The 24,251-nt window shown below is 62.9% G+C and carries 15 protein-coding genes; 10 read left to right on the top strand and 5 right to left on the bottom strand.

The features are described 5' to 3' along the window. The first annotated feature begins 163 nt into the window (after positions 1–163). From BDI24065_RS35430 to BDI24065_RS35395, 8 genes are all read left to right on the top strand, one after another. On the top strand, positions 164–8,578 hold the full coding sequence (locus tag BDI24065_RS35430) for a beta strand repeat-containing protein (RefSeq protein WP_254609926.1): 8,415 nt from the start codon (positions 164–166) through the stop codon (positions 8,576–8,578). 3 nt (positions 8,579–8,581) lie between these two features. Continuing rightward, positions 8,582–9,037, top strand: a complete 456-nt coding sequence (locus tag BDI24065_RS35425; protein ID WP_175035079.1) for a hypothetical protein — start codon at positions 8,582–8,584, stop codon at positions 9,035–9,037. 40 nt (positions 9,038–9,077) lie between these two features. Continuing rightward, the gene (locus BDI24065_RS35420) at positions 9,078–11,114 is read left to right on the top strand and encodes a two-partner secretion domain-containing protein (RefSeq protein WP_175035078.1); all 2,037 of its coding nucleotides are present in this window, start codon (positions 9,078–9,080) and stop codon (positions 11,112–11,114) included. A gap of 3 nt (positions 11,115–11,117) precedes the next feature. Continuing rightward, a complete protein-coding gene (locus tag BDI24065_RS35415) occupies positions 11,118–11,258 on the top strand; it encodes a hypothetical protein (RefSeq protein ID WP_175035077.1) in 141 nt (46 codons plus the stop codon). Then, positions 11,255–13,054 (top strand): ShlB/FhaC/HecB family hemolysin secretion/activation protein, encoded by a 1,800-nt coding sequence (locus tag BDI24065_RS35410; RefSeq protein WP_175035076.1) that lies wholly within the window; start codon positions 11,255–11,257, stop codon positions 13,052–13,054. Before BDI24065_RS35415 ends, BDI24065_RS35410 begins: the two co-directional genes overlap by 4 nt. 81 nt (positions 13,055–13,135) lie before the next feature. Then, the gene (locus BDI24065_RS35405; RefSeq protein WP_175035075.1) at positions 13,136–13,981 is read left to right on the top strand and encodes a peptidylprolyl isomerase; all 846 of its coding nucleotides are present in this window, start codon (positions 13,136–13,138) and stop codon (positions 13,979–13,981) included. 13 nt (positions 13,982–13,994) lie between these two features. After that, positions 13,995–14,453: a hypothetical protein gene (locus BDI24065_RS35400; protein ID WP_175035074.1), complete on the top strand. Its 459-nt coding sequence runs from the start codon at positions 13,995–13,997 to the stop codon at positions 14,451–14,453. Between the two features lie 352 nt (positions 14,454–14,805). Further along, positions 14,806–15,147 carry a hypothetical protein gene (locus BDI24065_RS35395; protein WP_175035073.1) on the top strand — a complete coding sequence of 114 codons (342 nt, stop codon included), beginning with the start codon at positions 14,806–14,808 and terminating at the stop codon, positions 15,145–15,147. A gap of 221 nt (positions 15,148–15,368) precedes the next feature. On the opposite strand, the gene BDI24065_RS35390 is transcribed toward BDI24065_RS35395, so the two are convergent. The 4 genes from BDI24065_RS35390 to imuA form a co-directional block, all read right to left on the bottom strand. Then, complete coding sequence (locus BDI24065_RS35390) at positions 15,369–16,673, bottom strand: HEPN domain-containing protein (RefSeq protein ID WP_175035072.1); 1,305 nt, start codon at positions 16,671–16,673, stop codon at positions 15,369–15,371. A gap of 560 nt (positions 16,674–17,233) precedes the next feature. After that, entirely contained in the window at positions 17,234–20,383 is a 3,150-nt protein-coding gene (locus BDI24065_RS35385) for an error-prone DNA polymerase (protein WP_175035071.1), read from the bottom strand. Positions 20,384–20,389: 6 nt separating this feature from the next. Continuing rightward, positions 20,390–21,868 (bottom strand): Y-family DNA polymerase, encoded by a 1,479-nt coding sequence (locus BDI24065_RS35380; RefSeq protein ID WP_175035070.1) that lies wholly within the window; start codon positions 21,866–21,868, stop codon positions 20,390–20,392. Then, positions 21,789–22,505: a translesion DNA synthesis-associated protein ImuA gene (gene imuA, locus BDI24065_RS35375; RefSeq protein ID WP_175035069.1), complete on the bottom strand. Its 717-nt coding sequence runs from the start codon at positions 22,503–22,505 to the stop codon at positions 21,789–21,791. The genes BDI24065_RS35380 and imuA overlap by 80 nt, the downstream gene beginning before the upstream one ends. A 197-nt stretch (positions 22,506–22,702) precedes the next feature. Here imuA and BDI24065_RS35370 point away from each other — a divergent pair, with 197 nt between their 5' ends. Then, on the top strand, positions 22,703–23,458 hold the full coding sequence (locus tag BDI24065_RS35370) for an SOS response-associated peptidase family protein (protein WP_175035068.1): 756 nt from the start codon (positions 22,703–22,705) through the stop codon (positions 23,456–23,458). A gap of 24 nt (positions 23,459–23,482) precedes the next feature. Next, positions 23,483–23,833 carry a hypothetical protein gene (locus BDI24065_RS35365; protein ID WP_254609925.1) on the top strand — a complete coding sequence of 117 codons (351 nt, stop codon included), beginning with the start codon at positions 23,483–23,485 and terminating at the stop codon, positions 23,831–23,833. Positions 23,834–23,848: 15 nt separating this feature from the next. Here BDI24065_RS35365 and BDI24065_RS35360 read toward each other — a convergent pair whose 3' ends face one another. Beyond that, complete coding sequence (locus BDI24065_RS35360) at positions 23,849–24,205, bottom strand: H-NS histone family protein (protein WP_438820044.1); 357 nt, start codon at positions 24,203–24,205, stop codon at positions 23,849–23,851. Positions 24,206–24,251 lie beyond the last annotated feature (46 nt).

The following is a 24,251-nucleotide window of genomic DNA, read 5'->3' as shown; positions in this document are numbered from 1 at the left end:
TGAGCGGCCTATTGATATAGATAAGCGAATAACTTATTAATTAATTTCTCGTATGGTATTTGTAAGTAAATGCCGTGAGCTCATCGCCAAGCCTGACAATTGTTGACCATCTTTCAGTTTTGGCTGTGCGACTATCTGCGAAAAATTCAGAGCGAGACCAACTATGCGCCGCAGCACGCGCGATATTGAGATTCGGCACGTTCAACGGGAAACGGCCAAACAGGCGATTATCCTCGACCATGCTCCGCTGAAAAGCGAAGGGCGTGCGCTATGGATCAAGGCGACTGCGTGGGTCATGACGGCGGTGATGTATTTCGCGCCGGCTGTGTTTCTCGCGGATCAAACGGCGCATGCCGCACCGATTGTCGATCCGCGGGCGCCGATTCCCTTCCAGCCGACGGTCACGCAGACGAGCACGGGCGTGCCGGCAATCAATATCCCCGCGGCCAATGCGAATGGGATCAGCGTTGGACAGTATCAGTCGTTTAACGTGGGACCCGAAGGTCTCGTGCTGAACAACAGTACGGTGGCGGGGACTCCGCTGCTCGGCGGTACGCTGGGCGCGAATCCGAATCTGAATGGCCGGCCGGCGACGACGATCGTCAACCAGGTCAGCTCGACCGGGCCAGCGGCCTCATTGTTCGGGCCGCTCGAGGTGTTCGGGTCACCGGCGGCCGTGGTCGTGGCATCTCCAAATGGCGTCAGCGTCAATGGTTTGAGTGTGACGAACGTCACGAATTTGACGCTCACGACCGGCACTCCGCAGTTTCTCACCGGTGTCGGCGGCACGGCAACCGATTTTACCCATGCCGGTGCCGTTGCGTACGACGTACGCTCCGGCAATATTTCGATCAGTGGGCCAGCAGGTAATGACGGCACGCCGGGGGCTGGGGTGGAGGGCACTGTTGGGAATCTGGACCTCATCGGCCAAAGTGTCTCCGTCAATGCTCCGCTGCGCGCCGATCAGCGCGTGAACATCGTCACGGGCAACCAGCTCGTGACGCCGGCGTCATCGAATGCGACCGGCATCACGTACGGAACGGCTGCAAACGGCACGACGAACACAGCGGCGGCGATCGGCAAGAACGTCGCGGTCGACGCGAGCCAGTATGGTTCGGTCACATCGGGCACCGTCTATATCGTGTCCACAGCAGCCGGTATGGGAGTGAACACCCAAGGCCCGCTGTCGGCAACGGCGGGCAACGTAGTCGTCAATGCAAACGGCGACGTGTCGGTCGGTCAAACGTTTGCCAATCAGAACGTGAATCTGACCAGCGCGGGCAACACGACGATTGCCGGTACGGGCCTGGCAAACCAGAACTACACGGTCGCGGCGAACGGCGACATCAACGCGCCGGGCTCGGTGTCGGCCGGGCAGAACGTCACGATGACGGCGGGCGGCAATTTGAACGCCGCGTCCGTCGCCGCGAACGGTGCGGCCAGCCTGACGGCCGGCCAATCGATGACGATCGGGGCGCTGTCGGCGCACGACATCGCGCTGCAGACGACGAACGGCGATCTCACGGTCGGTGGCTTGAGCGCACCCGGCACGGTGTCGGCCAAGGCCGGGCGGGATCTGACGGTCAACGGCGCGGTGCAGGGCGGTAGCACGGTCGCGCTGGCGGGTGCACGCAACGCGACGGTCAACGGGCAGGTGTCGGGCGTCGGCGATACGACGATCACCGCGCAAACCGGCTCGGCCATGGTGAACGGCAATGCGCAATCGAATGGCGCGTTGTCGGTGACGGCGGGCCAGAACGCTGCGGTTGGCGGTACGGTGCAGGCGCAGGGGCCGGTAACGATCGCTGCACAAGGCGGCTCGATCACGGGGCAAGGGAACGTCGCGTCGTCGCAAGGCGCGGTCAACCTGAACGCTGGCCAGGCGATCGCGCTGAACGGCGCGGTCCAAAGCGGCAGCACGATCAACGCGACGGCCGGCACGAACGCAAGCTTCGGCGGGACGGTTTCCGCGCCGGGCGCGGTGACGATTCAGGCGGGGCAGGATACGACGGTCGGCGGAAACGTCACCAGCGGCGGGGCCCTGAATGTGACGTCGGGCGGCAACACCAGCGTGCAGGGAACGGCCGCGTCGGTCGGCGACATGGCGCTCGCGGCCAGCGGCGGCACGTTGACGACCACCGGCAACGTGGTGTCGCTCGGCACATTGAACGCGAGTGGATCGCAGGGAGTGAGCCTGGGCGGTCTCGTCTACAGCGGCGGCAACGCATCGATCGGATCGAGCGCGGGTAGCGTCGCGATCGCGGGTGCCGTGTCGACACCGGGCGCGGTCAATATCAACGCCGGGCAGGACGCGACGGTCGCCGGAACGATCCAGAGCGGCCAGACCACGACGATTGCAGCCGCGCGCGATGCGAACCTGAACGGTGGCCTCGCAGTCAGCAACACGGGCAACGCAAGCGTGACGGCGGGCCGCGACATCAACGGCACGGGGGCGATCAGCGTCGCGAACGACACGACGCTCAATGCTGGCAACAACGTCGCTATCTCAGGCGCGATCCAGACTGGCAACAATCTGAGTGCAGCCGCTGGCCAGAACCTGTCGGTCGGCGCGACGACGGCGGTCGGCAGCAGCACGCTGACGGCGACCAACGGTAGTGCGACGCTCGCAGGCGATGCCCTGTCGGGCGGGGCGACGACGGTCACGGCCGGCACGGACGTGAACGCACAAGGCAGCTTGAAGAGCATCGGTGATCTGAACGCCAATGCGAAGACAGGGAATCTGACGGCAGCCGGTCCAGTTTCGACGGCGGGCAGTGCGACCCTGAACGCCGGCCAGAATCTGACGCTGAACGGCCAGACGACCGCGTCGAAGAATGCGAACCTCACGGCAACCAACATCACGACGCAGGGTGTGGCCGTCGGCGGCAATCTGACCGCCACTGCAACGAATAGCCTCGACACGTCGGCCGGCCAGCTCAGCCAGCCCTTCAGCGCTACCGCACCGGCCTTGTCGGTCGGCGGCAATGCGACCCTGTCGGGTGCGAACGTGAAGACCGCGAATGCAGTGGTCGGCGGCACGACGCAGATCACTGGTACGCAAAGCCTGACGACGGGTGGCACCGCCGCGTTCAAGGGCGACGCGACGCTCGGCGGCAGCACGGTCAATAACGTTGGTACGCAGATGGCGGCCGGCAACCTGAACGTGTCGGGCACGACCGTCTCGAATTCGGGCAGCCTGTCGTCGCTGCAGACCGCGAACGTCACCGCGACGAACCTCAATAACTCGGGAACGATCTACGGGCCGACGTCGAATTTCGACGTGTCGGGTGCGACGACCAACTCGGGCGGCCTGCTCGCGACGAACGCGCTGAACCTGACGACGGGCAGCCTGAGCAACGCGAACGGGCTCATTTACTCGGGCGACGTCAACAACCCGACTACGGCGGTTGGCAACACGACCGTGACGGTCATGGGCGGCAATGGTTCGTTCGACAATACCAACGGTCGGATACTCGCGCAAAACGTGGCGACGCTGAATCTGCCGAATCAGACGCTCGACCCTTCGGTAGCCAGTTATGGGACCGTCAACGGCGGCAACGGCCTGAATCTGTCCGCGCAGTCGGTGAACAATTCCGGGACGTGGACGCTGCCGGGGACGGCGGTCACGGTCTCGGCCACGCAAGGCATCAACAACGCCGGCACGATCAATCAGGGCACGGGCTCGCTGACGCTGAATGGCGCGGTCGGCAACACGGGAACCGTCAACGGCAACGACCTGACGATCAACGGCTCGCTGGCGAACCAGGCCAATGCCACGGTGACGGCGAACGACGCGCTCACATTGAACGGTTCAGGGACTAATGCTGGCGCTGTCCAGGCCGCCAACACGCTGAAGATTGCTGGTTCGAGCTATGACAACTCGGGCGGTACGACGAAGGCGGGCAACAGCAGCAGCCCGGCGGGCAGCGGCAATGCGACGATCCAACTGAGTGGGGATCTGACGAACGCAGGCGGTACGCTGAGCGCGACCAACGATCTGTCGGTGACCGCGAACAATGTCAACAATTCGGCCGCGTCGAGTGCGACCACCACCACGACCACGACGACGGTAACGAATTCGGCGCTGACGATGGCGCTGCTTGTGGGAACCGAGCAGTTCGATTCGGGACGCTGGTATCACGCGAACCAGGCCTGCTGCATAACCGCGACGTGGTCGCACGATACCTCGCTCGCGGATCTGCTGTCGGTGGACGGCCTCGCGAGTCTGAGCACGTTGAATCAACCGACGAACGCTTGGTCGGCGACCGGTCCGTACATTACGGCAAGCGCGCCCGTCGCCACGTCGGGCACCGTGACGTTCGTGCAGGTGCCGACGGTGACCGGCTACAACAGTCACGGCACTGCGATGACGGCGAATCTCTGGTTCGTCGAAACACCCGATAACGCCGGCATGGCGATCGCTAAAAAAACAGTCACCTTGCCGAGCGTCACGGAGACCACCACGACGGTCGGTGCGGTCACAACGACCCCATCCGTCATCGCGGCCGGTCACGATCTGAATCTGACAGCCAGCACGTTGAACAATCAGGGCGGCTCGGTGAGCGCCGGCCATGATGCGAACGTCAACGTCCAGGCGTTGAACAATGGCGGATCGTCCTATACGTCGACCGTGTCCGATACCGTCAATGTGGCGTCGATCAACGCGATGCTGTCGCAGTTGCCGTCGACGGTTTCGATTTGGAGCACCTACTACGGGCCGAACGCAGTCAACGACTGTCTGGTCAACGCCGGGACGTGTATCGATCCGGCCGGGATTCGGGTGGCAAGTCAGGGAACGGTGACACCGACCACGACGTCGCAAACGGTCACGGTGCAAGGTTCGACGGGGCAGATCGTTGCCGGCAATAATGTGAATCTGTCGGGCGGCAACCTGACCAATGCTGGCACGATCACGGCCGCCAACGACGTCACGGTGCATGCGGCGAGCTTCACCAATCAAGGCACGAACGTCGGTTCGAAAACCGTGACGGCAGGTTGCGCGCCGGGCTATTCCGGTTGCACGTCGAACGGCACGACGAATCCGAACTCGGAAACCTATAGCTACCAGCAGACCAACAGCAACGTCACGGCGGGCCATGACATCGTCATTGCCGCGAATCAGGTCAGCAACACCTACGGGAATCTGGTCGCGAAGCGCGATGTCGTGATCGGTGGTGCGGGCACGACGGCTGCTGCCTCGACGCAGGCATCGACTGTGACCAACACGTCGGGCGCAATTGAGGCGGGCAACAACGTTCAGATCAACGCAGGCACGGTGACGAATACGATCGCCGCGCCGGTCACGATCCACCAGAACTACGGAACAGGCTCGCCATATTCGGGTTGCGGGCAGAACTGCGAAGCCTATATCGAGGTGCAGTCGGCCAAGCCCTCGACGATCACGGCGAACAACAACTTGTCGATCACGGCTGGCGTGTTCAGCAACACCGGCAGTCTCGTGACGGCTCTGAACAACGCGACGATCAACGCCAGCTCGAGCGCGTCGAGCGACAACCAATACCTGCACGCGTATTGGACCGGTAACCCCGCCGGCATGCGCACGTGGGGTTGCCAAGGTTCGGCCGCGACCTGCCAGAACCTGTACGGCGGGGCGTTCAGTCTCGGCGATGCGCAAGCCGCACCGGGGCTGCCGTCGAATGTCGGGATGTCGGATTTCGTGCCGGCCACGATTCAGGCGGGCAACTCGCTTGCGGTGAACTCGCCGACGTTGACGAACACCGGCAACGTGATCGGGCAGTCGATCGCGCTGACGGGTTCGCAGCTCGTCAACGGGATCACGAATCCGAACGTCTTTACGCCGCCGCCGGTCGTGTCGGGGCAGGTGATCTCGCTTGGGCCGGTGTCGGCTCCGGCCGGCGTAGCGACGACTGTCAACGGGTTCGGCCAGGTCGTCGATGCAAGCGGCCAGCCGACGTCGGTGACGGGCACGGCGGGCTTGCCCCCGAACACGCCGATCGGCGCGCGAACCGTCGGCACGCCGGTCGCACCGACCGTCACGCAGGCAAGCGCGCCATTGAGCGCGACCGTCAAGACGATTTCGGGGCAAACCACCACGATCACCTACCTGACGAACAACCCGGCCGCGCAGGTCGTGGACACGGTGTCGTCGGCGTCGTTGATCGCCAATCTGCCGGCGAATCTGCAGCCGGCCAATGTGCCGTTCTACTACGACCCGTACACCGAGAATCAGCAGATCGAGTTGGCTGCGCTGCAGGCGACCGGCAAGAGCAGTTTCTACAGCACGACGAGTGCGACGGACAGTACGAGTCAGGCGTCGATCGCCAATCAGGACAAGGCCGCGCTGTACGGTGCGGCGCTCGAGTACGCGAAGGACCACGACATCGCGCTCGGAACGACGCTGTCCGTCGCGCAACTGGCGATGGTCGATCATCCGATGCTCTGGTACGTCGAGCAGTCGGTGCCGGAACCGGGTTGCTCGGCGACGGGTGGCGCGACGTGCCCGACCGTGCAGGCGCTGATGCCCGAAGTGTTGTTGCCGAAGAACTACGCGGTCGTCAATGCCGATGGCGAGATCACGGGCACGAACGTCACGCTGAATTACGCGAACAGCATCCTGAACACGGGCACCGTCACGGCGCAGAACTTGACGGTCAACACGAACTCGCTGACCAACGAACAGCGCTCGACGAACATCGGCACGATCTACCAGACTGGTCAGGACGGCGTGCTCTTGCAGACCACGGGCACCGTCGCGCAGCAAGGCGGCTTCATGTCGGCGGCCAATTACGATCTGCAAGTGCAAAGCCTGAACCAGATCGGCGGTGCGCTTCAGAAAACCGGCGCGGATGGCACCGTCGACGCAGCCGGCACACAAGCGATGCTGGCGAATCTGAAGGGCCAACTTGGCGGGAACTTCACGCAGCAGACTGTCAGCGACAACCTGCACACGGACGTGGTCGACGGAGATGCGTGGTACGACCAACTTTTCATGACGGGTGTGATCGTCGGGCTGTCGATCATGGGCGGGATGGCGGCGTCGGCGGCGATCGGCGCAGCGGCAGGAGCGACGGCTGGCTCGGGTTCGGCATTTGCAGCAGCAGGAACGACCACCGGTGCTTTGGGGGCGGGCACCGCAAATGCGGCGCTGTCGGCGGGCTTCGCCGGCATGATGAACAGCACGATGAGCCAGTTGAACAGTGGCGGCACGTTCAGCGTGGGCACCATGCTGACGACGGCCGGATCCGCAGCGCTGACTGCTGGTTTGACGAACGGCATCACGTTTAGCAACGGCGCAGCCGGTTGGTCGTGGACTGCCTCGAACAATAGCCTTGCTGCGCTGGCCGGGGTGCAGACGGTGGGGAACACCCTCGTCCCGCAAGCCGGTGCGGCAACGGGTTCATTGCCGACGACGATCACCGCAATCGCAGCCGAGTCGGTACTTCAAGCGACGATTCAAACGACGCTGCAGGGCGGCAGCTTTCTGACGAATCTGCGCAACAGCGCGGCGACGAATGCGGCAGCATCGATTGCCTACACGATCGGCAACCTGAACCAGGACGGCGCGCTGACCGGCGCGGCGTATGTCGCAGCTCATGCGGCGCTCGGTTGTGCGGCAGGTGCGGCGACCGGCCAAGGATGTGGTGGCGGTGCGATTGGCGGGGCCGTGTCGGCCGCGTTGACACCTGACGTGTTGAGGGTGATTGACCCGAGCGGTGCGGCGCTTGATCAAGGCCAGATGGCTATGCTGGCGGCGATTTCGACATGGGCCGGTGGTGGCCTCGCGGGCCTCGCAGGTCAGAACGCGATGGCTGGTGCCACAGCGGCTCAAAACGAGGCGCTGAACAACGACGGAGGAAGTCCTGACCATACTGCGGCAGCCGTGAAGAATGGTGGGGCGCTTAGTGCCGCTGTAGACATGATCCTGACCGCGGTGATGCCGTGGAGAAGTCAGACGGGGCAAACCTACATGCAACCCGTGACGTCGACGGTCAAAGGTGTTGGCTCGCTGGTGCAGGCCAACTATGGGAACAAATCCCAACCCCCCGCTGATGCGAACAATCAGCTTTCAGGGAACGATAACAATACGAGTGGGACCGCTGGCGCTGTAGTGACCCCACCGACGTTGATTTGCACACCTGGTGGCGGTTGCGTAATGATGGTGCCGCTCGTATCGTCGGGATCTACCGTAGCCTCGGGTCAGGCACCGCTGCTAAGCGATTCCAATAGCACGAATGGCACGGGCACATCCGGAAATAGCGGAATTTCGCCCGACCCGGGTAAGACAGCGGTTTATGTTTCAGTTGCGCCGGATGGTACAGTTCAATACGTTGGAATAACGGATAATATTGATGCCAGAGCCGCAGCGCATATGTCTCAAAAGGGAATTTCCATTGATGCAATACCGGGGCTGGAAAATATATCTCGTGCGGATGCGCGTGCGGTAGAGCAAGTTTTGATTGAATATAATGGCCTTGGTAAGAATGGAGGTGCGTTATTGAACAAGATAAATAGCATTTCAACCTCTAACCCGATATATGCAAATTCGCTGTCTCGTGGAATGGGGATATTGAAATCTGTCGGATATAATGGATTTTGAATTATGATTAAATCTGGTGACGTATTTTGCATAGAAACTTCGAAAGGGGGGGGATATTTTCAATATGTGAAGAAGGTATCGCCGATGGGGGCATTGATCCGTGTTCTTCCTGGAATCTATAAGGATCTGCCAGATAATCTTGCAGAAATGGTGGAGGTGGAAACAAATTTCTGGATATTTTTCCCGGTTGGTGTTGCAGAAAAAAGAGGGATAGTAAAGAAAATTGGGAATTTTGAAGTTCCTGGGCATGCACGAGCTACGCCATTGTTTCGGACTGGAATTCCGGATCAGGAAACTCGGAAAGTTGAGAACTGGTGGCTGTGGGATGGGGAGAAATCATGGCCTGTAGGAGCAATATCTGAAGAGCAACGGCGATTGCCAATACGTGGGGCATGGAATGATACGCTGCTCATTGAAAGAATTGAGCAAGGGTGGCTTCCAGAAAAAGACCCGTTTTGAGTTTGTTGAGGTTATTGGAGAGCTTTGAAGGGGAAATGCAATGCATGCGAATCGGCTGTCGATAGCCTCGCTACTTGTGGCAGTCAGTTTTTCTGTTCAAGTATCTGCGGCCGGCATCATCCCCGACGGCGGCACTGCGACGTCCGTATCGACTGGCGCTGGCGAACGGCAGACTGTCAACATCGCCCCCGCCATCGGTGGCGTCTCGAACAACACCTACTCGGCCTTCAACGTGTCGAAGGCCGGTGCCGACCTGAATAACGTCGGCATCAACGCGCGCACGATCGTCAACCAGGTCACGAGCACGAATCCATCGCTGATCCAGGGCAACATCAATGTCCTCGGCCCGCGCGCGAACGTGATCCTGGCTAACCCGAACGGGATCACGGTCGACGGTGGCAGCTTTACCAACACGGGGCATGTCGTATTGTCGACCGGGCAGGTGAGCTTCAACGATCTCACGCTCGCACCTGGCGTCGTACAACGCAACGTCGTGCTGACGACCAACCGTGGCGGAATCGCGATCGGGCCCGGCGGCTTGTCCGGAACGCTGGTCAATCTCGACCTGATCGCGAAGCAACTGAGCATCAGCGGCCCGGTGACCAACGATTTCACCAGCTCGACGAGCGGCATCCGCGCGATCGTCGGCGACAGCACGACCACCTACGACACCAGCTTTTCTCCGTCCGACAACGGCCACGACTGGTTGATCGGCACGACCTCTCCCGGCACAAAAAGCAATGCAGTAGCAGTCGACATCACGGCAGCTGGCGGCCTCACGGCAGGCCGCGTCCAACTGATCGTCACCGACCAGGGCGCGGGTGTCCGCAGCCTCGGCAAGCTCTACGCGAACGCCGGCGACGTGGTGGTCACGACGAGTGGTGATATCGCGATCGCTGACGGATCCGTGAAGGCAGAGCGTGACGTCGCGCTCACGACACCCGGCTCCATGTCGTTGCAGGGCGCACAGGTCACCGCCGCAAACAATGTGAACGTACAGGCCGGCGATATCGCGCTGTCCGACGATGCCACCGGCCCCACGACCCTGAGCGCAGGCAACACGGTCAACCTGACGAGCAGCGGCGCGATCAGCAACACCGGCAGCCTGATTCAGGCAGGCGCGACGGCGAGCGACGGCACGACAACCGGCGGTGACGTGATCCTGACCGCCGCCGGCGACATCACGAACCGTTCGAGCGCGACCAACCTCGGGATCGTCTTTGCCGCCAACGGCCAGACGAAGCTGACGGCCGGCGGCAACATCATCAACGACAACGCCCGCATCCTGTCGAACGATGCAGTGAGCCTCACCGCGGCCGGCGACGTGCAGAACATCATCGACCATACGGGCGGCACGAACGGCGGCCAGCCGACCGCGTATTCCGATCGCGGCGGCAGCTTCCTGTTCTTCACGCACACGACGAGCGGCTTCAACGTCGATTACGGCACCGTCAGCAATCCCGACCAGCTTGCGTATATCGCCGCCGTCCACGGTCCGGTGACGATCAACGCGCGCAATTTCAGCAACTCGGGCGGGATCGTTCAATCGAACGATAGCGACGTCAACGTCACCGCCCAGAACGCCTTCACCAACGCCGCCGTCTTCACGGGCCAGGCGAGCTATACGCGCAGCTGCTGGATCTTCTGCCACGCCGACGCGTCGAGCAACGTCACGCCATACGGCGGCTCGATCCAGGCGGGCGGCAACATCGCGATCAAGGCGGGTACGGTCGCCCGCAACGTCGGCGGCAACGTGTTCGCGACGGGCGACATCAAGGTCGACGCCCCCATCACGTACGCGCAAGGCGTCACGGGCTATTCGGCGATCAACCAGCACCGGGGCTTCAAGGCGTTCTTCGGCAGCACGTGGGCGCAAATCATCGCGATGGACATCGGTGGCGGCTTCACCGCGAACGGCAGCGTGACGCTGACGGGCGACGGCGTGATCGACGGCGGTTCGTTCAGCGGCGGAAAAGGCGTGACGGCGGCCGGCGGCATTACGACCGTGCGCGCGCCGTCGCGCACGCCGGTGCAGATCGACCAGCACCTGGGCCTGACGACGTGGTGGTGGCGCTAACCCATGAACTATCAAAGCAAAAATCGTCTCGGGCTGGCAGTCGTCGTTTTCCTCGCCGTGGTGATTTTCATTGCCGCGTCGCAAAGCGGCGGTTTCGGTAAGGCCGCATTGACGCTCGGGCATCCGCACGCACAACAACGATGAAACCACGCGTTTTCCCTCGACTGAAGCTGCCGCTGCTGGTCGCGAGCCTGGCGGTGCTGCATGTACCGGCACATGCGCAAACCCCGCCTCCGGCGGCCCGCCCCGTGCAGGACCCGGCGCAACTTATCATCGAACAGCAGCGCGAACAGGCGCGCCAGCGCCAGCTCGAGCAGCCGCCCGCATCGATCACGATTGCGCCGACGTCCGAGACGACGCTCGATATCCCGCCCGGCACGCCGGTCGATTCCATCGTCGAAACCGGCCCGACCTTTCCGGTGCAACGGATCGTGCTGCAAAGCGCCGACGGCAAGCCGTTCGAGCCGCCCGGCGGCATCACGGCCCAGCAGCTCGACGTGGTCGTGGCGCCGTTCATCGGCCACGATCTCGGTTCGCACCGTATCAACGTGATGCTGAAGCGGATCACGGACGTATTCGTCGAACATGGCCTCGTGACGACGCGCGCACTACTCGGCCCGCAGAATCTCGCGTCCGGCACGCTCAAGATCACGATTCAGGTCGGCGTGATCGAAGCGTTCACGATCAACGGCAAACCGATTCACCGGCTCAAGGCGGGCGAGTCGTCGTCGGGCGGCGGCTGGTTCACGGACGCCGGCTACGAGAGCGCATTCCCGGCGGCGTCCGGCGATCCGCTGCGCCTGTCCGACATCGATCAGGGCGTGGCGCAGATCAACCGCCTGCGCCGCAATCAGGCAACGGTCCAGATCCTGCCGGGTCAGAATCCGGGCGAATCGATCGTCGATATCGGCAACAAGCCGGGCGATCGCCTGTACTACACGTTGGGCGTCGACAACTACGGCAGTTCGGCCACGGGTGTGACGCGCTATCGCGCAGGCGTCGAGGCCGACAACCTGCTCGGCCTGCAGGAATCGTTGAGTCTGAATTTCCTCGACAGCCTCGACAGTAACGCGATCGTCGGCTCGTTCGCCGTGCCGTTCGGCCGCCATACGTTCAGCTACACGATCTCCGATTCGGAGTATCAACAGCTGATCGGCACGACCGCGCTCGAATATGGCCGGACGCTGTCGCACATCTTCGGCTGGAACTATCTGGTCAGCCGCAGCCTGAGCGACATCACCAGTGTCGACGCCACGGTGTCGTGGCGGCGCACCGACCGCGAGGTCAACGGCATCGATCTCGATCCGCAGCGCGTCGCCGTGTTGCGGCTGGCCGGCAACTGGCTGCACAAGTTCGTGATGAACGATGCGCAGGGCAATTTCACGATCAACGGCGGGTTGTCGCAGGGGCTGCCTTGGTTCGGTGCGAACCACGATCCGCATGGCATTTCGCGCGACGAAGCGCACAGCCAGTTCACCAAGGTGGATGCGACGGCCGCGTTCACGCTGCCGCTGCCGAAGGTCGGTCGCGCATTGCTCGCCTATCGGGGCGTGTTGAGCGGGCAATATACGAACATGGCATTGTTCGGCTCGGAGCAACTGTACCTCGGCGGGATGGATACCGTCCGCGGCTTCCGGTCGGGAGAAATCGCCGGCGATCGCGGTTTCTATTCGCGCAACGAAATCGCGTGGGTGAACGCGCCGGCGTGGAAGGACGGTCGGATCGAACCGTACGTGTTCGTCGACGCGGGCAAGGCGAGCCTGGTCGCGGTGCCGGGTTTCCCGACGCTGGCCGGGGCGGGCGCGGGATTGCGTGCGCAATGGCAGTGGCGCAAACAGTTTCTCTCCGGCGAGGTCCTGATCGGGCGCGCGCTGACGCAACCGGCCGCACTCGGTCCGAAGGCAACGCTGGTGCTGGCCACGATGAACTGGAATTACTGACCGGTCGCACCCGTCATTCCAAGAAATGGGTGCATTTGTGCGAAGCGCCTGCTTCGCGGCTTCTTGTTCGACGACTAAACGATGATGAAAGTGACACTGAATCACGCGCTGATGGTAACCGTGCTTGCCGGCGCATTCGCCGGTTCCGCTCACGCCCAAACGCCGACCGCGTCCGCGGCAACGAACACCGTAGCGACGGTGAACGGCACGGCAATCACGCAGGCGGAAGTCGATGCCGTGTTGCGGGCGTCGCGGCAACCGGATACGCCGCAGGGGCGTCAGGCGATCAAGAATCAACTGATCGCGCGCGTGCTGATCCAGCAAGCCGCGGAGAAAGCGAACTACGGCAGCAAGCCGGAAGTCCAGGCAGCAATGCAGGTCGCGAAGGCGAATGCCGAGACGCAGTTGTATCTGAAGGACAACGTGAAGCCGGAGCCGGTGACGGATGTGCAGGTGAAGTCGCGCTACGACGAAATTGTCGCGTCGCTCGGCAAGGACGAATACAAGCCGCGCCTGATCGTCGTCAGGGATGCCGCGACGGCGGCGACCGTCGTGAGCGAACTGAAGGCGGGCAAGTCGTTTGAAGGTCTGGCTCGCCAGTACAGCATCGCGCCGAGCCGCGATAGCGGTGGGGAGTTGCCGTGGGTGAGCTTCAAGACGCCGGCGACGGAAGGCAAGACGTCCGGATTGCCGGTTGCGATCGCCCAGGCGCTTGAGAAGCTGCCGGTCGGTGCCGTTACGCCCGATTCGATCCCGGTCGACGGCGCGCGCGCCGTCGTGAAGCTGGACGCCAAGCGACCGACGCAGGTGCCAGCATTTAATCAGGCGCAGGCCACGATCCGCCAGCAACTCGAGGCGCTTGCACTGGAAAAGGCAAGTGCGCAGTTCGTCGGTGGCCTGTTGAAGACCGCAACGATTCAGCAGTAGGCAATCGATCGGTATGTCGCATCATCGATCCGCGCGCCGGGTTAGAACGAAGGCAGAACTGCTGCCCTTGCCGACCGCCCATGTCCGCGCCATTTCGCTCGAAAATCACCTCGCGCTTGCGGCTATCCGCAGCGGTCATGGAACATCGGAAACGATGATCTCATTGCTGCGGGTGCTGTACCTCGGATACTTCATCGTTGCACCCGATGTGGCTGAAGGCGACCTGGCGCTTTTTCTCAGAGCAGAATCGCTGCTGCAAGAGAGTATCGATTCTGCGGCGAGCGGACTGGATTGGAATCTTCCGACCGAGCGTTTGGGGCCGATCGAGCAACTGCTGCTGAGGATGGATGCACTCGTCGCCAGCGTTCCGAAATACCGCTATCTCGAGGCGTGGGACAAGCTCGGCCGCTTTGCCGGATCTGACGAATGTTCGCCGTTACCGGGAAGTCAACTGAACAAGGTGCCGCAATGACGGTCGCTGAGGAGCCGATAGGAATCGAAAAGTTGCAGCGAATCGCTGCGGCCTTCGGTTTGACCACAAAATCGAGAAGGCGATGAGTCGAATGCAGCCAAACGAATTGTCCAAATTGGTTACAGATGACGAAGACGACGAGGAATGTCGTCTGCGTTGTTGAGCGTTGCGTGCGACTACGACACGGCCGCGGCGTCGGTGCTGACAGAGGAAGACTGAACGGCTCGTTCGGGTTGGCCTGATGCGGTCATTGGCTGCCTGGGTCCGGCCAGAAGCGGTCAACCGACAACGACGTCTGGATCGGCGACAATTCGCATATCGTTCTCCTGTACAAGCTTTTAGGAACCACTACATGAGTCGCCCAATCCGACCACCTGACTTGCTGGTGATGTTCATGCTGACCGCGCTTACACACGAGGGCACAATAAAGCACGTCAGAACAGGCTATCGTCCGATCTACAAAATCCGGCCGGACTATTGGTCGTCTGCCCATCACGAGTTCGCGGAGGGACGCAGCGTCGCAACACGTGAGCAGTGCTTGGCCGAGGTCTGGCTGGTTACACCGGAGGCCTATCCGCATACGCTCTGGACCGGTCGCGTACTGGACGTTGCCGAGGGGGCACGAGCCATCGGTCAGGCCGAGATCATAGAGGTGTTAAACCCGTTGCTCGTGACGGGTAGCAGCGCGTCGTAACGATCTCGCGCCAGCCTTAAACCTTAAATGCATGGCCGTATCGTTTGGCACGAGCCTGCTTGCGGCCAGGGCCGGCCATTCCGGTTCGCGTTTGGTCGGATACTCGAACGACCGCTCCGCCTTCGTAAGCGAGTAGTCAACCTCCAAATGAACGCGCTGCGGGTACGTGGTTGGAATTTTGGGGAACAGGACACATGTGCATTCCGCAACCCGCTTCTGGCTCACTCAGGGGAGTGTTCCAAAACATCCCATTCTGACCACTCGGGAATCGACCCGCGTCGAATAATGGTCTTGATCAACTCGACGCACTTGAGTACTGCTTCATCTATGATCGCATCAACAGGAATCTTGGCGTTCAATATCTTCTTTGTCCCAGTCGCATCCTTGCCCTCGTGGACGAGCGTGCTTCTGATCTGGTACATCTCCTTCATCAAAGCAACGTTCCTCTTTCGCTCTTCTGCGTCGCCGCCAAAGAGGCGTGTCGATCGAACGGTTATTTTGTGCGTCATCTCGGTAGTGCCCTGCCCCAAAAGCGCCTCAAACGCGATGGCAAGCTCCAGCGCTCGATCCCCGACACTTCTACGCCGTTGTGCTTGATTGAGGCGTTGGAGGGCTAGGCGAACCTTTCCTTTCGTTGGATCGTCAAGGTTCAGGTATGCATTTACGATTTCGACCGCCTCGGTGGGGTCGAGCGGGGGGTATTCCTCTGATCGGTGGGGCAAAATTTCGAGTGCTCGCATCCTCCTTGCATTCATCGACACTGCAAGCTGTATGTCCGGATCACTGTACGCAAACCAAATATATGCCGAGATCGGAACACGGGGGCCGACCACGGTCAGAGCTAAGGTGATTTCGCCTAAAAGCGCTTCGTCTGCGACATACGCCTTCATTTCGTCCTGATCGTTACCGTTGCCGGTTGGGTCGAAGACCAGCGGCGAAACGGTTCTCTCGAGAACTAGGGCGGACTTCGGTTGTACGAAATCGAGTGAGGTCATCAGCACTGAGTCGGATGCGCCGAATTTGTACTCGGTGAGCATTCGCTTCTGGGGGCCATCGGGAAGATCGGTTATTGGGACGATCTTGACGCTTTTAGTCAGCGCGATCTCTTGATCGACTGGTACCCCCCAAAGAGCTTCGATCATCTTCCCAGCTGCTTCCTTGGTTCCAAGCACCTTGAGCATCCAGTCGATCGCCTCTTCTCCTGACCCCGACCGGATGGCTCTCTGTATCATCCTCTCGGCAACCTGCATTGGGTAAAGGCACCCGCTGGACGCACTGTCATATGCGATGTGTAACGTGCGTTCACCGGGGAATCGGTTGTCCTGTTTGATCGATGCTAGGATGTCTTTAGCCAAATCTCCTATACGCATGCCAGCGGCGATTCGAACGTCGCAAATGTCGGAGTCGAGTGCAGTCTTTAAATCCAAGTCGTAAACCGCCTTGACGGTTTCTTTGGATGCTGTCTCTAGTTGTTGAGCGAGACTGGGGGCGTCGCGCCGTTGTTTTGCCTTTCTGCGTGTTTTCATATTCGCTCATTTGTTGGCAGGTGCTGGTTGGCGTTGGCTTGCCCTACGCGTCGGGACCACGTTCGACGTACCTTCGCTCTGGATTCTTTCCGACACGGAAAAAATGTGTCTTCACGCATCATTGACACGTGAAAGGAGGTGAAAGAACCATAGTGAGGTAGAACACGGTTCGCGCTTCACAGTGCCGCAAGCAAGGATAGTGGAGCGGCAGAGTACGCGTCTAGGTCGGCTTTCGCGACGGCCGATGACAGTCCGACTTCGGTCATTCGGACTCGAGCACGCCGAAAGTCCGCTTCGGGTCGGGTTGAGCCAGTCGCGGTCTGTCGGAGCGGCCACCGACCGGGCTCGGCCGAGATGGAATGGACACCGCCCTCCCTTCGGGGACGTAGGGCCCAGCAGTTCCGCTGTGAACTTGAGCTCGATAATAGGTTCGGCGGTCGCCAAAAAAGTGCTGGCCGGTGCAGTTGCGCTTGATCGAGTCCAGGATGCTCGTGTCAATGACAGACGGACGTAATCAATTTCATTGAGGTGGTTAGCGCGCTGTGTTTTATCAACAGGCCCTAGCAAAACTCCCGCGCTGACGTCGGCAGAGCCCCGAGTAGCTCGGTCCGGTCGACGAGCTTGCTCGCGATCAGATGCCGCACCTTGCCTTCGGCCTGCCATACACCATAGACGGCAAGCAGCGCTGCGCCGAGCGCCTCCTTCCGAAACTTCTCCAGCAGACCGGGCCACAGGATCACGTTGACCTGGCCCGTCTCGTCCTCGAGCGTCATGAAGAGCACTCCGTTCGCCGTGCCCGGCCGCTGCCGTACCGTGACCAATCCGCAGGCGCGCGCGAGCTGGCCGCTGCGCAACGTCTGCAGCTGCTCGGCCGACTGTAGGCGATCGAGCGCGAGGCGATCGCGCAGCAGCGCCAGCGGATGCCGGCCGAGCGTGAAGCCCATCGCGCGATAGTCCGTCACGATCTCCATGCCCTCGGTGGCCTGCGGAAGTGCCGGCACCGCGTCGTCGCATTCCGTGCCGCGCAGCAGATCCCGATCGGGCACGGCGGCCGCGGCCAGCCAGAGCGCCGCGCGGCGGTTGCCGCCGGCGAGGGAGCGCAGCGCGTTCGCGCGCGCGAGCACCTGCAGGTCGTGCCGATCGAGCTGCGCCCGGCGAGCGAGATCAGCGACGTCGACGAACGGACGCACCGCGCGCGCGAGCTCGATACGGCCGGCCGTGTCTTCGCGCATGCCGTTCAGCAGTGAGAAGCCCAGACGCACGGGCGCCGCTGTTGTCGGCCCTTCAATCGCGGAATCCCACGTGCTCACATTCACGTCGACGGGCAGCACCTGAACTCCGCGACGCTTCGCGTCCTGCAGCAGCTGCGACGGTGTGTAGAAGCCCATCGGCTGGCTGTTCAGCAACGCGGTGAGGAATACGGCCGGTTCGTGGCGGCGCAGCCAGGCGCTCGAGTAGACGAGCAGCGCGAAGCTGGCCGCGTGGCTCTCCGGAAAGCCGTACTCGCCGAAGCCCTTGATCTGCGCGAAGATCGATTCAGCGAACTCGCGATCGTAACCGCGCTCGAGCATTCCGTTCACCAGGCGGTCGTGGTACGGCTCGAGGCCGCCTTTGCGCTTCCATGCCGCCATCGCGCGGCGCAGCTGGTCGGCCTCGCCGGCAGAGAAGCCGGCCGCCAGCATCGCGACCTGCATCACCTGCTCCTGGAAGATCGGCACGCCGAGCGTGCGCTTCAGGGCCTTCTCCATGCCTGCGGACGGGAACGTGACGGGCTCCAGCCCCTGCCGGCGGCGCAGGAATGGATGCACCATCCCGCCTTGCACCGGGCCCGGCCGCACGATTGCGACCTCGATCACCAGGTCGTAGAAACACTGCGGCCGCAGGCGCGGCAGCATCGACATCTGCGCGCGCGATTCGACCTGGAACACGCCCATGCTGTCGCCGTCGCACAGCATGTCGTACGTCGCTTTGTCCTCAGGCGGAATGTCCTGCAGCTCGAACGTCTCGCCGCGTTTCTCCGAGATCATGTCGAGCGCGCGCCTCACCATCGATAGCATGCCCAGTGCGAGCACGTCGATCTTCAGGATCCCGAGCGCCTCGATGTCGTCCTTGTCCCACTGGATGATCGTGCGGTCCTGCATCGCGGCGTTCTCGACCGGCACGAGTCGCGTGAGTTTGCCGCGGCTGATCACGAAGCCGCCCGAGTGCTGCGACAGGTGACGCGGATAGCCGAGCAGCTGCGCGGCGAACGCGGCCCACTGCTGGTTGAGCGGCGCTTCGGGATCGAGGCCGGCCTCCGCGAAGCGCTGCAGCAGATCCGCGCGTGAGTCGAACCAATGGTGCTGCTTGGCGACGCGATCCACGATCGCCGGATCCACGCCGAGCGCCTTGCCCGCTTCCCGCAGCGCGCTGCGCGGCCGGTAAGTGGTGACGGCTGCCGTCAGCGCGGCGCGATCGCGACCGTACTTCCGGTAGATGTACTGCATGACTTCTTCGCGGCGCTGGTGCTCGAAATCGACGTCGATATCCGGCGGCTCATTGCGTTCCTTGCTGATGAACCGTTCGAACAGCATCGACTGCCGCGATGGGTCGACCTCGGTCACCCCAAGGCAGTAGCAGACCGACGAGTTCGCCGCCGAGCCGCGGCCCTGGCACAGGATCCCTTGCTCACGCGCGAACTGCACGATGTCGTAGACGGTCAGGAAATACGCCTCGTAGTTCAGGTCCGCGATCAGCTGCAGTTCGTGTTCGATCTGCGCCTGCACGTCGACCGGGATGCCAGCAGGGAAGCGCCGGCGCGCGCCGATATAGGTCTGTTCGCGCAGATACGTCGCCGGGTCGGTACCAGCCGGCACCAGTTCGTCCGGATACTCGTACTTGAGGTCGTCGAGCGAGAACGTGCAGCGACGCGCGACCCGCACGGTTTCCTCAAGCGCGCCGGCCGGGTAGAGGTTCGCGAGCCGCAGCCGCGATCGGAGATGCCGCTCCGCGTTCGGCGCGAGCTCGTACCCGCACTCGGACACCGGCCGGCCGACCCGGATCCCGGTCAACACGTCCTGCAGCGGCTTGCGCGATCGCACGTGCATGAGCGGCCAGCTGGTGGCCACCACCGAGACGCCGTGGCGCGCGGCGACGCGCTCGACCACGCCGCGGTGGATGTCGTCCATCGCGCGTGCGTGCAGCGTTAGCGCTACCCACGCGCGAGCGCCGAACACGCGCGCGATCCATTCGACCTGGGCGTCGAGGCGCTGCTCGTTGGCCGGGAAATCGGGCGACAGGATTGCGATGCAATTGGGAAGGGTGCGCAGGTGGGTGAACGGGGCTTCCGGGTGCTCGAGATCGAGTGGCGCAAGTCGGTACGTGCCTTTCTTGCCGCGCATGCGCCCGAGCGACACCAGCTCGCAGAGATTGCCGTAGCCGTCACGATTCATCGCGAGCGCGGTGAACGCGAGAGCGTGCGCGCCGTCGGCGGCCGTCAGTCGGAAGTGCGAGCCGACGATGAGCGGCATGTTCGCCGCCTTCGCTTCGACGTGCGCGCGCACGACGCCCGCGAGCGAGCACTCGTCGGTGACTGCGATCGCGCTGTAGCCGAGCTGCGCCGCGCGCGTGACGTATTCCTCCGCGCGCGACGCACCGTGCAGGAACGAAAAATCGGAGGCGACCTCGAGCTCCGCGTAGGCGGGCAGGGCGCCGAAATTGCCGGCGTCCACGGTAGATCAACCGAACAGGCCGTGCAGGAAGAAGCGCGCTTCGCTTTCGTCGCTGGCTGTCGGCCGCTCCTTGTAGATCCAATAGCATATGCCGTTGTCGTCTTCGGCGACGAAGTAGTCGCGCGTCACGGTCTGCCCGTCCTGCCAGCCGCCTTCGATGCGCTCGCCAGGCGACACCATGCGCAGCGGCGTGCCGTAGAACGGTCGATGCTGGCGCGTGAGAAGTGGCACGGGCTTGGCAAGCAGCCAAGCGGGGCGCGGCAAATCAGCCGGCAGCGGCGACGGCTTCGGCGCGTCGCGCATCGGCACCCATCGAGCGGCCGGCTCCGGACGGTAGTCGGCCATGGGAGCCGGGACAAGCACGTTCTCGGCACCGAGTCGCGCGGTCAGCAGTTCGAGCAGCCGGGCGTGATCCTGCGGCGTTCCGCCGGGCTCCGGAAACAGCGAGTCGCTCAGCGCGGCTGCTTCCTGCACGCTGCGTGCGACCAGGCGCACCGCAATCACGGGGCCGGCGAGCTCGACGTGGCCGAGCCGTTCCTTGACGAGCCGGGTGAGGTGTTCCTCGAAGCGAGTGGGCGCGCCCAACACGATTTCGATTTCGGTCGCGGCGATCGCCTCACGGCCGCGCTCGTGCTCGAGCAACAGTGTGAACGCGGCCACGTCCAGCTGCTTCGCGGTGAGCCAGCCGGTCAGCTGCATGATCAGCCGGCGCGCGACGAACAGTAGCGCCTCGGCGTGCTCGACACGATCCATCAGTTCGACGCGCGTGTCGAACGACGGCGGCATTTCGATCCAGTCGTAGGCCGCAGGCGCGGTGCCGGCGACCTGGTCGAGCCAGTCGAGCAGCTGCGTGCCGCAGCGCTTTTTCAGCCCGGCGCGCGGCAGGCGCTGCAGATCGGCAAGCGTTGCGCAGCCGAGATCCTCAAACCAGTTCGCGTAGCGCCGCGCGTCCGGCGCCACGACGAGCGGCACGCGCGCAAGCGCGCGGCGCAGCGATCGTTGGGAAAGCGCGAGTCCGCCGCGCAGGCCGCGGGCGACCATCCACGCGGCCGGGCCCGACGACGCGACGGATACCGCCGCCGTGACGCCGAACGATGCGACGACGTCGCGCACGCGCTTGCGCAGCGCGCGGATGCCGTGGAATAGGCGCAGACTGGCCGTCACGTCGAGCACCACCACGGCTTCCTCGGCGTCGACGACGCTCGGGGTGAACTGCAGCAGCGCATAGGCAACGCCGAGCACGAGCTCGCGCTCGCGCGCGGCGTCACGCTCGCGGATCTGCGCGTCCGGCGCGAGGGACAGCACGCCACCGCGGCGCATGCCGGCGACCACGCCGAGCGCACGCGCGGCGCGATCGAGCGCCACGACGCGGCCACCCTCGAGCACGACGAGCCCGCGCGCATCGTCAGGCGACGGCGCCGGCGATTGCGGCCGGAACACTTCGAGGTTGAGGTGCGGCAGATGCACGCCGATCCAGACTTCCATGGCGGTTCAACAAAATCGGCGAGGGAGACAAGGGCACGAACAGCGGCGTGTCGCGCGCCGGCCCGCGGCGCTTCACGAACGTGACGTCGACGCCGTCGCGCTTCGGCGCCAGCGCGAGCCGCAACGGCGCCGGCGACGCATCGCGCGCGGCGGCCGCCGGCCGGAACAGGAAGAACAAGGCGGCCCCGCTCTGCGCGGCCAGATTGAGCCGCCGTAACGCGTCCGTACGCACATGCGACTGCCAGAGCAGGACGGCTGCACACGTGCCCGCGCGCAGTGCTTGCTCGACCGCCCATAGCGCGTCAGCCGTACGCGGCGCCGGCAACGTAACGAAGCTGGCCGGATTGACGCCCCAATACGCGAGCGCAAGCGGCTGGAGCGCATGCGGCGGCTGGATCAGCATGATCGGTCGGCCGGCCGAGCGCGCGAGCACGGGCGCGAGTAGCCGAAGCTCGCCGATACCAGGCTGCGGCGCGAGCAGTTCGACCAGCGCGCCGGCCGGCCAGCCGCCGCCGGGCAGTTCGGCCGACAATTCCGGATGACCGGTATCGACGCCGCGCGTGCCCGATCTAGGCAGTTGCGACGCCTTCCAGAGACTCGGATGTATCGCTTCCGGATGGGCGAGGGCGGGGTTCATGGGGTCGCTCACAAAATACTGTATAAACGTACAGTGTTAGTTTAGCGCGAATTCTGAGAAATGCAGAGGCACGTCGACGATCGCGGCCGCGGTTTCGGCGTCCCATCGGCCGGCAAGCGCCGCAGAAGCCCGCCGCAAGCGGCTTTGCTCCGCGTGGGGCGTATCATCGACGGGGGAACGCAGAAAAAGGGGCTCGAATGTGCACGAATTATGTTGCAACGCAGCGCAGCCGATACGCGGCTCACTTCGCGATCGATCCACCGGCTGCTGATTGGCCGCCGGAGATCTTTCGCGACTACGCGGCCCCCTTCATCCGGCGCTCGGCCGACGGCGGCCGCGAGTCGCTGATGGGGACATTCGGAATCCGGCCGCGATCAAAGATCAAGGGCCACGACTTCGACACGATGAACGCGCGCAGTGAAACAGTCGGGGAGAAGGTCAACTTCAAGGATTCGTGGCTGAACTGTCGCCTGGCACTGCTGCCGGCCGATGTCGTGTTCGAGCCGCGCTATCCGGCGCTGCCGGATCTCGATGTGCCAAACCGGGCGGACCTGATCAAGGCGATCCTGAAACAAAAGTCGGAGCGGTGGGGAATTCGAGTGGCGTCCGACGAACCGTTTGCGGTCGCCGGCTTATGGCGTCGCTGGCCGGAGCCAGACGGGGCCGAGACGTTCGGCCTGTCCATGCTCACGGTGAACGCCGATGACCACCCGGTGCTGCGCCAGTTTCACCGACACCTGAATGACGATGGCACTTCCAAGGAAAAACGCGGCGTCGTAATCCTGCTGCCGGATCAATACGACGACTGGCTGGGCTGCAAAGATCCGGAGGTCGCGCGCACGTTTCTCACGCTTCTACCCGCCGACGGTTACGCGGTGGCTGCGGCCCCGAAAGCCGCGAAAGCGAAAACAGCAAAGGAGAGCGCTCCACCGAGCAATGGCACGCTTTTTTGAAGGTGCTCAGAAAAGGAAACCCTCATGGCTCAACCGATGACCGTGGTGCAGCAGACTTTCATTAACTGGTGCATCGCGTACTCCAAATTTCAGATCGCCGACGCGATGTCGATCAGCATGGTGTCGCACGACGTTGGCAGCTACGAGGCACTCGTTGCAGATGCTCAACTCGGAAAGTACGGCTACTGCACAGAGGACATGGTCCATCTAGGTCGAAACCTTTTTCCTGCCGAGCCAGGACAACCGAGGCGGGCAGGATTTGATGCCGCCTATGCCCTTGTGTGCACGGAACTCGACGAATGGCTGAGCGGACTCGTCATGCCAATGAATCAGATATCGTTCCCGCCAGACCCCGCTTTCACGCCGAATACGTGACCGCACAGCCGAACGTCACGCTTCCTTTTCGGGCCACCAGGGCTTCGGTGCCCGATCGACCAGATAGTCGTCGAGATTCTTGCCCTCAAGCCATTTCGGACGGGGCCCGAACCCTGACCATTCCTTACCCGACGACGGATCGTAGTACTTCGTAGCTGCACGGCGCTTGCGCGGTTTGCGGAAACCTGCCGCCGTCAAAAGCTCCTCCTCTGAGATACCGTAGAGCGGGACCTGCTCGCGGATCGCATCCAATGCAACGCGCTTCTCGTCTCTCTTTGCGTCGGCAAGCCGATCGTTCAATTCACGCAACTGGGTCTGAAGAGTTTCGATTTCGGTAGGCACTGGACCGGCCAGAGTTTCATAGACACTCACGAGCCGTTTAGCGCGTAGCGCCGCTCAAACTCGACAGGTGACAAGT

The organism is Burkholderia lata, assembly GCF_902499025.1.
Classification (GTDB): Bacteria; Pseudomonadota; Gammaproteobacteria; order Burkholderiales; family Burkholderiaceae; genus Burkholderia; species Burkholderia lata_C.
Note: the sequence above shows the minus strand (reverse complement) of the source record. Positions and strands in the feature narration are given on the sequence as shown.